This is a genomic window from Actinoplanes sp. DH11 (assembly GCF_020873875.1).
In the GTDB taxonomy this organism is placed as follows: domain Bacteria; phylum Actinomycetota; class Actinomycetes; order Mycobacteriales; family Micromonosporaceae; genus Actinoplanes.
The window spans coordinates 31,274-45,236 of record NZ_JAHWGU010000042.1; the positions used below are offsets into that span (position 1 = coordinate 31,274).

At 69.4% G+C, this 13,963-nt stretch carries 15 protein-coding genes and 1 riboswitch; of the genes, 7 read left to right on the plus strand and 8 right to left on the minus strand.

From position 1 onward, the window contains the following. The first annotated feature begins 639 nt into the window (after positions 1-639). Positions 640-1,134: a hypothetical protein gene (locus LPA41_RS37680; protein ID WP_229076073.1), complete on the plus strand. Its 495-nt coding sequence runs from the start codon at positions 640-642 to the stop codon at positions 1,132-1,134. Positions 1,135-1,337: 203 nt separating this feature from the next. On the opposite strand, the gene LPA41_RS37685 is transcribed toward LPA41_RS37680, so the two are convergent. From LPA41_RS37685 to LPA41_RS37695, 3 genes are all read right to left on the minus strand, one after another. Next, entirely contained in the window at positions 1,338-1,568 is a 231-nt protein-coding gene (locus LPA41_RS37685) for a hypothetical protein (RefSeq protein WP_229076074.1), read from the minus strand. Positions 1,569-1,801: 233 nt separating this feature from the next. Continuing rightward, positions 1,802-1,984, minus strand: coding sequence for a helix-turn-helix domain-containing protein (locus LPA41_RS37690; RefSeq protein WP_229076075.1), 183 nt, complete (start codon positions 1,982-1,984; stop codon positions 1,802-1,804). Positions 1,985-2,542: 558 nt separating this feature from the next. Then, positions 2,543-3,415: a LysR family transcriptional regulator gene (locus LPA41_RS37695; RefSeq protein WP_229076076.1), complete on the minus strand. Its 873-nt coding sequence runs from the start codon at positions 3,413-3,415 to the stop codon at positions 2,543-2,545. A gap of 70 nt (positions 3,416-3,485) precedes the next feature. Between LPA41_RS37695 and LPA41_RS37700 the strand changes: the two genes are divergently transcribed. Continuing rightward, positions 3,486-3,842 carry a nuclear transport factor 2 family protein gene (locus tag LPA41_RS37700; protein ID WP_229076077.1) on the plus strand — a complete coding sequence of 119 codons (357 nt, stop codon included), beginning with the start codon at positions 3,486-3,488 and terminating at the stop codon, positions 3,840-3,842. A gap of 202 nt (positions 3,843-4,044) precedes the next feature. Here the strand turns inward: LPA41_RS37700 and LPA41_RS37705 are convergent, their stop codons facing one another. Next, entirely contained in the window at positions 4,045-4,644 is a 600-nt protein-coding gene (locus tag LPA41_RS37705; RefSeq protein ID WP_229076078.1) for a transglycosylase family protein, read from the minus strand. Further along, positions 4,645-4,817, minus strand: a riboswitch (cyclic di-AMP (ydaO/yuaA leader). It lies immediately after the preceding gene. 224 nt (positions 4,818-5,041) lie between these two features. Here LPA41_RS37705 and LPA41_RS37710 point away from each other — a divergent pair. Further along, positions 5,042-6,280: a trans-acting enoyl reductase family protein gene (locus LPA41_RS37710; RefSeq protein WP_229076079.1), complete on the plus strand. Its 1,239-nt coding sequence runs from the start codon at positions 5,042-5,044 to the stop codon at positions 6,278-6,280. Here the strand turns inward: LPA41_RS37710 and LPA41_RS37715 are convergent. Further along, positions 6,261-6,884, minus strand: a complete 624-nt coding sequence (locus LPA41_RS37715) for a trans-aconitate 2-methyltransferase (protein ID WP_229076080.1) — start codon at positions 6,882-6,884, stop codon at positions 6,261-6,263. The two genes, LPA41_RS37710 and LPA41_RS37715, sit on opposite strands and share 20 nt — an antisense overlap. Positions 6,885-7,056: 172 nt before the next feature. On the opposite strand from LPA41_RS37715, the gene LPA41_RS37720 reads away from it, so the two are divergent. The 3 genes from LPA41_RS37720 to LPA41_RS37730 are packed head-to-tail and all read left to right on the plus strand — an operon-like array spanning position 7,057 to position 9,575. Continuing rightward, a complete protein-coding gene (locus LPA41_RS37720) occupies positions 7,057-7,665 on the plus strand; it encodes a GNAT family N-acetyltransferase (RefSeq protein WP_229076081.1) in 609 nt (202 codons plus the stop codon). Positions 7,666-7,682: 17 nt separating this feature from the next. After that, positions 7,683-8,777: a DNA glycosylase AlkZ-like family protein gene (locus LPA41_RS37725; RefSeq protein ID WP_229076082.1), complete on the plus strand. Its 1,095-nt coding sequence runs from the start codon at positions 7,683-7,685 to the stop codon at positions 8,775-8,777. A gap of 39 nt (positions 8,778-8,816) precedes the next feature. Then, complete coding sequence (locus LPA41_RS37730) at positions 8,817-9,575, plus strand: hypothetical protein (protein WP_229076083.1); 759 nt, start codon at positions 8,817-8,819, stop codon at positions 9,573-9,575. Positions 9,576-9,580: 5 nt separating this feature from the next. Here the strand turns inward: LPA41_RS37730 and LPA41_RS37735 are convergent, their stop codons facing one another. Continuing rightward, positions 9,581-9,979, minus strand: coding sequence for a molybdopterin-binding protein (locus tag LPA41_RS37735; RefSeq protein ID WP_229076084.1), 399 nt, complete (start codon positions 9,977-9,979; stop codon positions 9,581-9,583). A 182-nt stretch (positions 9,980-10,161) separates the two neighbouring features. Between LPA41_RS37735 and LPA41_RS37740 the strand changes: the two genes are divergently transcribed. Then, positions 10,162-11,151, plus strand: coding sequence for a radical SAM protein (locus tag LPA41_RS37740; protein WP_229076085.1), 990 nt, complete (start codon positions 10,162-10,164; stop codon positions 11,149-11,151). 25 nt (positions 11,152-11,176) lie between these two features. On the opposite strand, the gene LPA41_RS37745 is transcribed toward LPA41_RS37740, so the two are convergent. Next, on the minus strand, positions 11,177-12,274 hold the full coding sequence (locus LPA41_RS37745; protein ID WP_229076086.1) for a Gfo/Idh/MocA family protein: 1,098 nt from the start codon (positions 12,272-12,274) through the stop codon (positions 11,177-11,179). 206 nt (positions 12,275-12,480) lie between these two features. Further along, positions 12,481-13,911: an aminotransferase class I/II-fold pyridoxal phosphate-dependent enzyme gene (locus LPA41_RS42585; protein WP_304523821.1), complete on the minus strand. Its 1,431-nt coding sequence runs from the start codon at positions 13,909-13,911 to the stop codon at positions 12,481-12,483. Between the last annotated feature and the right edge of the window lie 52 nt (positions 13,912-13,963).

Here is a 13,963-nt window from a genome sequence, read left to right on the forward strand (position 1 = left end):
GTGTCACCCTTACGGGTGACACGGTGGAGCGCCCGGTGCTGCGCTGGATAACCTCGGGACGGTCTTCAGGATTGGACACCTGCAGACCGTTGAGGAAAATTCCGAAGGAAACCCCACTCTCGCACCGCTGAAAGTGGCCCCCGAGCATGGCCGCTTATCTTACTGGGGAAAGCGCAAAACACTCTCGCATCAGTCAACACCCCCACACCTCCTTTTCACTGCACGCGGCTCGGCGCGGGCTCAATGGAAGGTTTGTGTGTTGACCTGGCTGTGGTTCGTTCTCGTCTTGGCGTCTCTTCCATTGCTCGCCTTCGGCATGTGGCTGGGCTTCAATCTCCTGCTCGCCAAATGGCACGGTCTCGAAGCGCTTGACAAGACGCCTCAGATCTACCGACCCTTCCGCCCCCAGGACTGGTCGGCGCGTCGCCTCCCGGTAGACCCAGCGCAGCCGCCCACCGGCCAACAGCCGCCGGACCAACTCCCGCCTGCGGCGTGATCATCTCAGTGCCACCCTACATAGAAGAACATCTGTGTAGTTCACCGAAGTGTCAGATCTAGGACGGAACACACCGTGCTGCGCTACCTAACGTGAAGCCGCGATCACTTCCGCGAGAGGGTCGCGGAGAGGCGCGCGGTGACATGTCAAGGAAGACGACTGCACGTAACCGAGCGTTCGGGCTCCTCGGCCTCGTCATCGTGGTGCTCATCTATGCCGGAACGGAGCTCGCGCAGACGCACTACCGCAGTGGTTTCGGCGCACTGCTCCTGGTCGTCGGCTTCGTACTGTGGCTTGTGATGACTAAGGTGCGGTCGGAGTGCGGCGTACTTAGGCAGGACTACAAGGGCTACTGCACTAGACCCATCACCGGCCTCTTCTTCGGATGCCACCAGCACACCTGGCAACGCCCCCTCGCCCTTATCGGCTTCGGACAAAAGGCAAGGTCGGCAAGGTCCGCACCCCAGGAGCCTGCACCGCCCTTTGCAGCGCCGGTCGCCCCAGTGACCGAGCCGCCGACCGACGAGATCCATGAGGGCAAGCGGAACCGCATCCTCTTCTACGCTGCCGTCATCTCCACAACGATGGGCACGTTGTCCGCGTTCACTGACGTACTGGGATTGTTCAAGGGAGACTGAGCTGTATCGCCGTCGAGGCCGCCAGCCCGTAAGCCAGCGGCCTCGATCGGCCTTCAGCGCCCGCTACCCCGCACGGCGCTTGCGCCAGGCGGCCAGGTCAACGACCCCGCCCTCTGTAGCCGACGCTGCGGGCTCTGGGGTCGGCTGCTCGGTGCCGGTTACCCGTGCTCGGGCTGCGGCCCGCAAATCGGCGAGGGCGTCGCTCACGTCGCGGCCCTTGTGATCGAGGACGTGCCCGTACACGTCGAGCGTGACGCTGGGCTTGCGTGCCCGAGTCGCTTGGACACCTCACCGACCCGGCCCTCTCCCACGAGCAGCAGATGCGCGCTCGCGGCGAAATGCCGCAGGTCGTGGAACCGGGTGCCCGGCAGACCGAGCGCCTTGACCACTGCGTTGAAGACTCGCGCGTTGAAGTTGCCGTGCCGCAGCGGCACCGCGCCTTCGCCGAACACTTGGCGGCCCGGACGAGCGAGTAGGGCTCCCACTACCCGGCGAGCCTGGAGACGGTGCTCATCACGTTGCGGGACAAGGGAGCGATGGGCTTGGCAGACCTCCGGCATCAGCCATCTCGCAGAGCAGCGCCCGAAGCCCTCGCTCCGCGATCTGATGCATTGCTGGAGTGGTCGCGCCTGGCGCACAATGCGCAGCGCCATCCATAGGACCTCGATCACGCCTTCACCGTCTGCGCCCGGTTCTTGGTCAGCCAATCGCTGATAGCGGACTCCGGGATACGCATCTGGCTGCGCAGCTTGAAGGCAAGTAACTCGCCGTCACGGATCATCCGGCGTGCGGTCGACGGGCTGAGCTTCGCTCGCTCGCAGAAATCATCGATGGTGTAGAGCTGTTCCACTGCGTCTCCTGATAGGCTGCCGAGCCCCAGAGACAGGAATAGCCCAGGGGAACCCGGCGTCACTTGCGTCCGCCATATGGGGTCCCATCCCGGGCAGTCGGCCTTTCGGCCCACCTTTTGTGTGTACACACGGGGCGCGAGCCACGGAGCGGCGTGGCCGATGGCCTAACGATGCCGCCCCGGCTGCCCTGCGGCTGCCGTGCAGCGACCAAGCTAGACGCGGAGGACTCTCTGGGCAACCCCTCCAGCCGTCCCGTCTCGGGTACAACGCCGGGTACACCGAGCGCCGTGCGTGGGCAGCGATGGTCAGGGGCGGTCAATAACGCCGTTCTCGCAGGTCAGCCGGTGGCGTAGCTCACGCCTGACCACCCCAGAGATACATAAACTCAAATTCCTGAACCGTGTGTCGTAGGTTCGGTTCCTATTGGGGGCACCACCTTCTCCATCTGATCCGATCCGGTCTAGCCGACCCGATACCCGATCCCGCCCGACTCGCTCCGGCCTGACCTCGCTCCGCCACGGCCTCCCTCCCGCCTAGCCTTACCTGGCCTCACTCCCTCAGCTGAAAGCGGCCAAGCAGTGCCGTAAGAAGGCCGCCAGGGCCGGGCTCGTCCGGTTCTGCCAGACGAGCGCGAGCAGCGCCGGAATCGGGACGTCGTCGATCGGCACGGCGACCAGGTCCGGGTAGGCGCTGCTCATCGACTCGCTGAGAACGGCCACGCCGAGACCGCGGCGGGCCAGGCCGGCGACCGTGTCCGGCGAGGTCGCCGCGAGCGCGACGGGAAGATCGACGGCCAGTGCGGCGCGAGCTTGGTCGAGCACGGTGCGGATGCCGGTGCCCACCGGGAGACAGATCAACGGGTACGCCGAGAGCGCGGTGGCCGAGAGACGCTCCTGACCTGCTGCTTCACTGCCCGGTTGGCACAGCGCGACGAGCCTCTCGCTCGCGATGACGTGGCTCGCGAGGTGTTCGGGAGGCTCACCGGCCAGTCCGGCAAGCGCCAAATCTAGGTCGCCGGATCGCACCCCGGCCACCAGTTGGTCGGAATTCGCCTCCACCAGTTCGAGTTCGATGTCCGGATGCTCCCGGTGGAACGTGGCGAGTGCGTCGAAAAAGGGCGTCACCTCGCAGCCGATCACCATGCCGGCCGTGAGCCGGCCGCGTACCAGGCCGTTGACGTCGTCGATGGCCTCCCGCAGGTCGGCTGCGGCGTCCAAGGCCTCGCGCGCGTGCCGGAGCGCGGCCTCGCCCGCGTCGGTGAGCCGGGCGGTGCGCCCGGACCTGTCGAAGAGCCGCACGCCGAGCTCGTGTTCCAGGGCCTTGATCTGGGCGCTCACCCCGGACTGGGTGATGTGCACCCGCTCCGCGGCCCTGGTGAAGCTGGCCGTCTCGGCGACCGCGACGAAGTACTCGAGCTGGCGCAAATCCATGAGCGCAGATTGTAGTAACTACAAAAACTATGCGTTGGACTTCTCCATCCGCCCAGAGCAGGCTGGACCCATGACCGAGAGAGCACACCGACCCGAAGACCTGACCCGCCTGTTCGTCGAGCGTGCGAACGCGAAGGACGCGGACGGGCTCGCCGAGCTCTATGAGGAGGATGCCGTGATGGCCTATCCGCCGGGCGGCCAGACACGAGGCCGCGACGCGATCCGCAAGCTCTGGGCGGAAATCCTGCCGCACATGCCGGAGCTCGAGCCTGAGCCGCCGCTGCCCACACTGATCAGCGGCGATCTGGCGCTCACGTCAACGCCACCGAGCGACGGTTCGGGCGCGCGAGCCCAGGTCGCCCGGCGACAGCCGGACGGCACCTGGCTGCGCGTGCTCGACCAGCCGGAATTCAAGCGGCCCGAATGAACCCAGCCCGAATGAGCGCGGCCGGAGTGAGCGCGGTGCCAATGAGCGCCGTCCGAATGAGCGCGGTCCAGATGGGCGCGGTCCAGATGGGCGCGGCCCGAATGTGCCTGGCCGGAATGAGTCAGAGCCATGAGCGAGACTCAGACAGCCCCCGGGCAACATCCGGGCGTCCGACTGGGGACGCCCGGATGGGGTCCTCGGCTCAGAGCCTGATCCGCTGACCCACGAAGACCCGGTGCGGGCTGCGGAGGACATCGGCATTGGCCCGGTAAAGGGCCCGCCAGCCACCGCTGACGTCATGCCGGTTGGCGATCCGCGCGAGCGTGTCGCCCCGCCGGACGACATAGCTGCGCGTGCCGGCCGTCGCGCTTCTCAGCGTGGCCGTGCGGCCGGCAGCCGCGCGGACCGTGCGCGCCGGAGCCTTCCGGACCACGGCCTTGCGGCTCACCTTGACGTTGGCACGCCTGCCACAGCTCGGCCAAGCGCCGATCCCTTGTCCACGCAGCACCCGCTCGGCCACACGGATCTGCTCGGTCTTTGTCGCCTGGTTGGCGGTCCGGGCATAGCGCGTGCCGCCGTAAGCACGCCAGGTGCTGCGGCTGAACTGGAGGCCACCGTAATAGCCGTTGCCAGTGTTGATGCGCCAGTTCCCGCCGGACTCGCAGCGTGCGACGGCGTCCCAGTTCACGTCCGACGGCACAGCTTGCGCGGGCGCGCTGGGGCCCAGCAGGCCCACGGTGCCGACGAGTCCCGCGACGGCTACACCGAACGCGACGTGGACGTGCTTTCGGATTTGCACCATTTTAGTTGTCCTCCACGCCTGCGAGGTCAGCTGTCGGGTTCGGGCAGAGTGGCCCGGCCGCGGTGCGCGGCTTCACCCCAAGACGCCTGAGCGCCGAAGAACCTTTGGGTCCCCCGCTCCATGCCTTCGAGTTGTTGTCCGTGGTCGGCGGCAGGATTCGGCGATCCGGCCACGGTGCCCGCTCCACGCGGGCTTCCTACGGATGGTCACGGGCCGGTCGAGCGCGTCTCGCGTGGATTCGCGTTACGCCTGGATCGCGGTGCCGTGGTGTTGTTCCCCCAAATTAGCCCTTTGATTCGAGCTTGTATGGATAACTCGGCAGATTTTCCCCAACCCACCTACCAGGAGGTAACTGTTGTGCTGCGCACCCTCCATCGAGGGTGCACAATCGGCAGCCATGAGCGATCCAGCGCGCGAGTTCGACGTGATCGTCTACGGTGCCACCGGCTTCGTCGGTGTCCTCGTGGCACGGCACCTGGCACAACACGCCCCGGCCGGAACCCGGATCGCCCTGGCCGGCCGGTCACCGGAGAAGCTGGAGTCCGTCCGTTCACGACTGAGCGTGGACTGGCCGATCGTGGTCGCCGACGCCACCGACGCGTCGGCACTGGACGCGATGGCCGCCCGCACGCGAGTGGTCATCACGACTGCGGGGCCCTACGCGAAGTACGGCCGGGTTCTCGCGCGCTCCTGCGCCGAAGCGGGCACGGACTACGTCGACCTGACCGGCGAAGTGCTGTTCGCCCGGGACAGCATCGACGAGAACCACGAGACCGCGCGGCGCACCGGGGCACGGATCGTACATTCCTGCGGTTTCGACTCGATACCGTCCGACATCGGTGTGCACGTGCTGCACTCGCTGGTGCAAGCCGACGGTGCCGGCGAACTGACGGATACGACGCTGGTGGTGACCAGCCTTCGTGGCGGCGTGAGCGGCGGGACGATCGACTCGATGCGCTACCAGGCCGACGTCATGAGTAAGGATCGGCGACTGCGGCGGATCGGCGCGAGTCCGTACTCGCTCAGCCCCAACCGTGAGGCCGAGCCGGACCTGGGCCGCCAGGAGGACATGCCGACCCTCCCGGCATCTGAAGTGGATCCGTCATTGCGGGGGCACCTGGCGCCGTTCGTGATGGCGTCCTACAACACGCGCGTGGTGCGGCGCAGCAATGCGCTGCGCGACTGGGCCTACGGGCGGCGGTTCCGCTACCGCGAGGTGATGAGCGTCGGAACGTCGCCGTTGTCACCCGTGATCGCCTTCGGGACGAAGGTCGCGCTCGGCGGTCTCTTCGTCGGCATGGCCGTGCCGCCCGTGCGCTTCGTGCTCGACCGCGTGCTGCCGAAACCGGGTTCCGGGCCGAGCGAGCGAACCCAGCAGTCCGGGCACTTCACGATGGATGTGTTCACCACGACGACGACCGGCGCGCGTTACACGGCACGGTTCCGGGCCAAGGGCGACCCCGGCTACGCGGCCACCGCGGTGATGCTGGGCGAGTCCGCGCTGGCCCTGGCTCTGGACAGGGACGCGCTGCCCAAGGTGGAAGGCGGCGTGCTGACTCCGGCCACAGCGATCGGCGATGCCCTTGTCGACCGCCTCCGCACCGCCGGAGTGGAGATCACCGCCCGTCGCCTGTGAGACCTGCGGCGGCGGAGTTGCGGGCGATCACCGTGAAGACGTGCCAGTGTTTGGGACCACTGAACGCTTCGCCCGGGGCGTCCTCCTCGTCCCAGTGCTCAATCTCCAGACCGTCGAGCAGGGAACGGACTTCGTGCTCCCGCAGGAACGTCATGCCCTGATCGCCGGCCCAGGAGTCGTGGTCACCGAAGAGGTTCACTGCCAGACGTCCGCCCGGGCGCAGGTTTGACCTCATCAGGGTCCACAAGCGGTCGAATGACGGCCGTTGCTGGTAGGGAAGCGAATAACTGGCGTGGATCAGGTCGGCCCCGGGGAGGGTGGTGAGGTTTTCGAACGCGCAGACCCGTACGCCCAGCGCCTCATGCCTGCCCCCGACGGCGCGCAAGAGACGCGGCTCCGTGCCGGGTTCGCTGTCGTGCGCAAGCACGCGCCACCCGTCGTCGAGCAGCGCCTTCGTCTCCCGGCCGGCGCCACAACCGAGATCGATCGCGGTTCGACCGGCGCCGGGACCGGCGAGTGTCATGGCGCGCCGGCACAGCTCACGGATCGGGCGTTCGCCCTGGCGGGAAAGGTATTCGGCCCAGTGCCCGGGATCGTTGCGCATTCCCCGATCATGTCGCGCCGCAACCAGGCACGAAGGAGCGAGCTTACATTGACGGAAGATCCGGCAAACGCGACATAATTTTTTGAGCGCAGGTCAAGAGCCGTATCGACAAGCCGACTGGATATCGATCGCGACTAGCACCAACCGGGTCTTTGTGGGCAGGATTCAGAGGGTGACCGCCGACCCTCTGCCCTACCCGCTGAGGCTGACGGGAACCGGCATAATCCTGCGCGAGTGGCGTCCGGACGACCTGGACGATCTGGTCGCTCTGCTGGACGAGCCGGAGATCGCGCGCTGGACGCCGATGCCGTCGCCCTTCGACGCCGACGCCGGACAGGCGTACCTCAAGCGTGCCTTCCAGGGCCGCGCCAACGGTAGCCGCATCCAACTCGCGATCACAGCCGACGGCGGGCGCCCGGTCGGCGAGATGTTGCTTTTCGCCGTCAACGAGGAGCTCCGTGAGGCGGAACTCGGCTATCTGGTGGGGTGCTCCTACCGCCGGCGGGGTCTCGCGTCGGGCGCGCTGGCACTGCTTTCGGGGTACGCGTGTCGCACACTCCGGCTTCGCCGCCTGCTGCTGCGCATCGACCCGGCGAACGTGGCGAGTACGTCCGTGGCGCGCCGATGCGGGTACTGGCTGACCGGTGAGCCGCCGATCCACCAGGAGGGGCCGTACGGTCCGACCACCCTGGACACCTGGGAATACGTCGACGGACGGGTCGGCACCCGGCAGGAACGCCGGAGAAATGTCGCAGCCCGGCGGTACGGTCGTCGAACCTAGCAGTGCAGGAGGTGCCGATGATCAGCGTTGATCGAGCCCGAGTGATGGCCTACCGGGTCGCCGCCCTGGGGCTGGCCGAGCAGGTCACCGCACGCCCGGCCGATCTGCCGGTGCTCGACCTCGGCATCCAGCAGTACATGCCCGACTCCGCCCAGGTCGCTCTCACCGCCCGCAGCAGCGCCGAGCCTTCCGACCACCGGCTGATCGCTGTCTGGGCCGCCCGCGGCGCGCCTCACCTGCACCGGCGGCAGGACCTCCCGGCGCTGGTCCGCCGGCTCTGGCCGCTCACCGACACGGACGCCGCCGCCCGGATCAACAGTGCCCAGATTCCCGACGCCGACGGGCTCGGGCTGCGCGCGTTCACCGTGACGGCCGAGGCGTTCCGCGAGGTCGTCACCGCCCCGATCGCCAGGGGTGCGGCGAGCACCGAGGTGAGCAGGCGGGTGCCGGCCGCGTTGACGTACGAGTGCCGCTCCTGCCAGGCCCGCCACATCGCCGGCAACGTCTGGCAGCACGCCGGCCTGGCCGGTGGCGTCGAAGTCCTGTCACGCGGCAAGGACGCCGCGCTCGGTCCGCTTCCCGACGCCCCGCCGGTGCCGTCAGCGAACGAGGGGATCGACGACCTCATCGCGACCTACCTGCGGTTCCTCGGTCCCGCCGGGCCGGCCGAGGTGGCGAAATACTTGGGCAGTTCGACCGCCGAGATCCGCAAGGTCTGGCCCGCCGCCCTCGTCGAGGTGCGGGTCGACGGCCGCAGGTCCTGGCTGCCCGAGCCCGCGGTCGCCGCCCTGGAGTCGGCCGCGACCCCGCACGGTGTCCGCTGGCTGCCCGGCATGGACCCGCTGCTCCAGGCCCGCGACCGCGATCTGCTGCTCCCCGACCGGGCCGCGCAGAAAGAGGTGTGGCGGCCGATCGGTAACCCCGGCGTCCTACTGGTGGACGGGGAGATCGCCGGCGTCTGGCGAGCCCGGATGTCCGGCCGGAAACGGGTCGATCTGTCGGTCAAGGCGTTCGGCGAGCTCGGTGCGAGCCGGCGCAAACGTGTCGAGGACGAGGCCGGGGAGGTGGCGCGGGCTCGCGGGGTGCCCGAGGCCCGGGTGAGCTTCGACTGAGGCGGCGTGGCGTCGGGCAGGCCTGCGAGACTTGGATCCGTGTCCACGATCGGGTTCCTGCACACGGCAGAGGTCCACGTCGCGACGTTCCAGCGACTGGTGGAGGAGCTCGCGCCGGGCTGCGACACGCGCCACCTGGTCGATGCGTCGCTGCTCGCGGACGCGCGGGCGAGTGGTGTGACTTCCGCGATCGCTGAGCGGGTGCGTGCGCGGCTGGCCGAGCTGGAGAGTGACGGCGCGGAGGTGATCGTCTGCACCTGCTCGACCATCGGCGCGGCCGCGGAAGAGGCGAGCGAAATGACAGGCAGACCAGGCGGGGCGAGCCGCGAGCCGAGCGGGCCCAGCAGGGCGAGCGGCGGGACAGGCGGGGCGAGCGGCGGGACAGGCGGGGCGAGCGGCGGGCCAGGCGGGGCGGCGGTTCGGGTGCCGGTGGTTCGGGTGGATCGGCCCATGGCGGATGCCGCGGTGACGCGGGGTGGGCGGATCGCGGTGGTGGTGGCGGTGGCATCTACGACAGAGCCCACGATGGCGTTGCTGCGGGAGAGCGCCACGGCCGCGAACGCGCAGGTCGACTTGGTGGCCGTGCCGTGCCTCGGCGCTTGGCGGCACTTCGAGGCGGGGGAGATCGAGCGGTACCACGACGAGATCGCCGAGCATGTGCGGGCCGTCGCGGACGGGTTCGACGTGGTGGTGCTGGCGCAGGCGAGCATGAGCCCGGCCGCCGAACGGCTTCCCGGCCTGCCGGTACTCACCAGCCCACGAGCGGCCGTGGCGGCAGCCGTCACCCGCCTGCACTGAGACGGTCAGCGTTTGGGTGCCCGTTCCACCACCACGGTCGTCGATTTGATGACTGCTACGGCGACCGAGCCGACCTGCAGGTCCAGCTCGTCGACGGCCTCGCGGCTCATCAGGGAGACGACCCGGAACGGGCCTGCCTGGATGTCCACCTGCGCCATCACGGTGTCCTTGACGACCGCCGTGACGATGCCGCGCAGGCGGTTGCGGGCCGACGACTCCTCGGAGCGTTCGTCCGGGTCGGCGGCCTGTGCCCGGACGAAGGCGGCCAAGTCCACGCCGTCGATCGTGCGGTGGCCCTGCTGGTCGCGGTTCGCGGCGAGCCGGCCCGCGTCGACCCAGCGGCGGACCGTGTCGGGGCTGACGCCGAGCAGCTCCGCGGCCTCACCGATCTGAAATGTCGTCACGGCGATCACCCTATTGGCCGGAACTGGAGGCAGCGCCAGCACGGAGACAGCACCGGCCCGGAGGCAGCGCCGGCACCGAGACAGCACCAGACCGGAGGCAGCGCCGGCACCGAGACAGCGCCGGCGAAGAGGCGCGGAGGCGGAAGACGTTTCTTGTCGCCCGGGATGGGCATGCCGCGGGCATGCCGGTCGAGCTGGAACCGCCGCTTCCCGCCCACCTCCAGGTGGAGGTCACCTCGGCGTGCAATCTGCGCTGCACGATGTGCCTGGTCCGGTACCGCCCACCGGTGAACAAACTGGCCGGCGCCATGCCCGCGGAGCTGTTCCACCGCCTGGTCGACGGCGTCCCGTTGCGGCAGCTCACGCTGCAGGGGCTCGGGGAGCCGCTGCTGTCGCCGTACCTGCCGGAGATGATCGCGACCGCGGTGCAGCGCGGCATCCGGGTCGGTTTCAACACCAATGCGACGCTGCTGAACCGGAAGCGGGCCGAGGAACTGGTGGCGAGCCGGGTGGACTGGTTGCACGTGTCGCTGGACGGGGCGAGCGCCGCCGCCTACGAGGCCATCCGGGAGGGTGCGCGGTTCGACACGGTGATCGCGAACCTGGAAGGGCTGGTGCGGGCGAAGCGGGCCGCCGGCAGTGCGACGCCCTGGATCCGGGTGGTCTTCGTCGCGATGCGCGACAACGTGGGTGAGCTGCCGGAACTTGTCCGGCTGCTGGGTCGGATCGGGGTCGACGAGTTGCGCGTACAAAATCTGTCGCACAGCTTCGACGACACCGACCCGGCCGGGGGTTATGACGAGATCCGGACGTTCACCGCCGCGCAGGCGCTCTGGACCGGGGAGGATCTGGCGCGTGCGGAGGCTGCCTTCGCGGCGGCTTCGCGGGCGGCGAAAGATTCAGGGGTACGCCTACGCCTCCCACGGTTCTCGGAGGAGGGCACCGGAAGTTGCAGCTGGCCCTGGGACGCCGCCTATGTCACGAGCGCGGGTGTGGTGCAGCCGTGCTGCATGGTGATGGGCGACGACCGGGTGTCCCTCGGCGACCTCACGGAGGCGACGTTCCCGGAGATCTGGCACGGCCCCGCGTACCGCGAGTTCCGCCGGCGCCTGGCGAGCGTCGACCCGCCCGACGTGTGCCGCGGCTGCTCGCTCTACCGCAACACTTTCTGACGCCGGTCCCGTCAGGGGGCGGGCGTCAGACCGTCACCCACGTCCCAGCGGCGGCCGAGGCCGCCACCGCGTCGAGGATCTCGGCGGCGCGAACGGCATCGGCCAGAACCGGGCCGTGCGGTACGCCCTCGGTGATCGACCGCAGGAAGTTCGCCGCCTCGATCACCTTGAGGTCGTCGTAGCTCATCGCGGTGGCCGGGCCGGGCTGGAAGGCGCCGAACTCGCCGTCCCCGGGCCCGGCGAAAATCACCGCATCGCCCACGCGCAGCTCACCCATCCGGCGGAAGTCCCAGGACAGGACGCCGTCCGTCCCGTGGATGGTGAAGCCGTAGTGGTTCTGGTCCCCGGCGGCGACCCGGCTGGCCTCCAGCGAGACCCGGGCGCCGGACGTCATCCGTAGCAGCGCTGCGAACCAGTCATCGTTCTCCACGGGGCCGGGTTCGCCGGTACCCCGCTCGTGGCCGGATGTGGCGTTCAGCGCCCGCCGCCGCTGCGGGATGAGGATCGCCGTGTCAGCGGTCAGCGCGGTGATTTCGCCGAGCAGGTGCCGGATCAGGTCGACGGCGTGGGAACCGAGGTCGCCGAGCACGCCGTTGCCGCCGAGGTCACGCTGGAAACGCCAGGTGAGCGCGGCGTCCGGGGAGGCCGCGTAGTCGCTGAAGAAGCGGAACCGGGCGTGGGTGACGGTGCCGATCCGGCCGGCGGCGAGCAGGTCCCGTGCTTTCGCGACGGCCGGCGCGTTGCGGTAGTTGAAGCCGACGGTGACGTGTCCGGGGCCGGTGACGGCGCGGGCGTCGGCGGCGCTGAGCCCGACCGGTTTCTCGATCCAGATGTGCCGGCCGGCGGCGGCGAACGCGGCGCCGATCTCCCGGTGCAGGAAGTTGGGCGCGGTGACACTCACCGCCTGGATCCGCGGGTCGGTTACCAGCGTGCGCCAATCCTGTGTGGATCCTGCGAACCCGAACCGGGCTGCGGCGGCATCGGCCCGGCCGGGGACGTCGTCGGCCACGGCGACCAGAACGGGTTCGGGAAGGGCCGGATAGTGGTGACGGACCCGCAGGTAGGCCTGGGTGTGCACGCGACCCATCCAGCCCATGCCGATCACTGCGACACCGATGGTCATCGTTACGACCTCTCCCGTACGCGATGCGGGTAGCTGGACTCGAGATCACCGTGGCCAGCGCCGTCGGGCCGGTTCTCGCCGAGCAGGAGACCCTGGCGCTCAGCTCCACACATCATGCACGGCCGCGAGGCCAAGGCGGGAGGCGGCGCCGCTCTACCTGGAGGAGGTGGCCACCCCGCTGTCGGCGGTGACCACGCGCCCCCGGGCTACCGGCTGACCACCCGGAACGTCGTCAGGGTGGGGTCGCTCGCGTCCGGCACGGTCATGCCGGACGCGAGACCGGCCCGTAGGTAACGGACGACCGCTGCGGTGAACCGCTCCCCCGGCAGCACGGCCGGCACCCCCGGCGGGTACGGGCTGATCATCTCGGCGGAGATCCGCCCGACCGGGTCGGCGACCTGTTCCGTCTCGGCGAAGTACGCCTCGCGCGGGCTCATCGCCTGCTCCAGGTTCAGCTCCTCCAGCGGCGGGATCTCCGGCGTCGCGCCGGCGGCCGGCCCGGCCGGCGGACCGGCCACCAGGTCCTCGAACGCCGTGGCCAGCCGATCCAGGGCAGCAAAGCCGTCCGCGTGGGTGAGCGAGCAGATCACCCGCCGGGCATCACCCAGCTGTACGACGATCCGGTGCCGCTCGGCCATCCAGTCCTTCGCCTGATAGCCGGTGATGCCGAGCCCGGAGACGTCGGCGACGAGTTTCAGCGGGTCCCACTGGGCCACGCTGTCGTGCCCGATGATCGACTCGTCGAGCACGCCGAGGCCGGGCAGCTTGCCGAGCCGGGCCCGCAGGGCTTTCACCCGGGTCAGGGTCTCGTCGAGCAGCCGGTGCCCGTCCAGTGCCATCTGCCGCCGGTAACCGTCGATCGAGCCGTAGAGCAGCGCGCTGGTACTCGTCGTCGTGATCAGGTCCAGCCGCAGCCGCAGGTCGACCGGGTCCACCAGGTCACCGCCGAGCAGGATCACCGACGCCTGGCAGAGGCCGCCGCCGGCCTTGTGCAGGCTCTGCACCGCCAGGTCCGCCCCGGCCTGGACGGCCGCCGCCGGCAGGTCCGGATGGAACGGGAAGTGCGCACCCCATGCCTCGTCGACGAGCAGCGGTACTCCGTACCGGTGACAGATCCGCGCGATGGCCCCGGTGTCGGCCCCGGTGCCGTACTCGGTCGGCGTGATCATGAGGACCGCCGCGACGTCCGGGTTCTCCCGCAGCGCCGCGGCCACGTCGTCCGCGGCGGCCGGATGGGCGATCTGGCGCTCGTGGTCCCACCGGGGGCGCAGCCAGACCGGTTCGGCGCCGGCCAGGATCAGCGACGCGACGACCGACTTGTGCATGTTGCGGTCGACGAGCACGCGCTTGCCGGGACCGGCCACGGTGAGCACCGCGGTGTGGATCGAGATGCTGGACCCGCAAGTGGTGAAGACCGCGTGCCGGGCACCGACCGCGTCGGCCAGCAGCTTCTCGGCGTCGGACACCGCCACCTTCGCGGTGATCACATCGGCTTCGAACGCGCCGCGGGACAGCACGGCCGCAGCCCGGTCGTCGAGCCCGAGACCGAGCCGGTGCCCGGGGAGCGCGAAGGTGTACTCGTCGTCGCGCCGGAACTGCTCGATGGCGTCCAGCACGGGTGTCGCTCGTTGGTCCATGCCGTTCCGGTACCACTAGAAATGGTCCGTAAACGGACAATTCCGCGCGGGC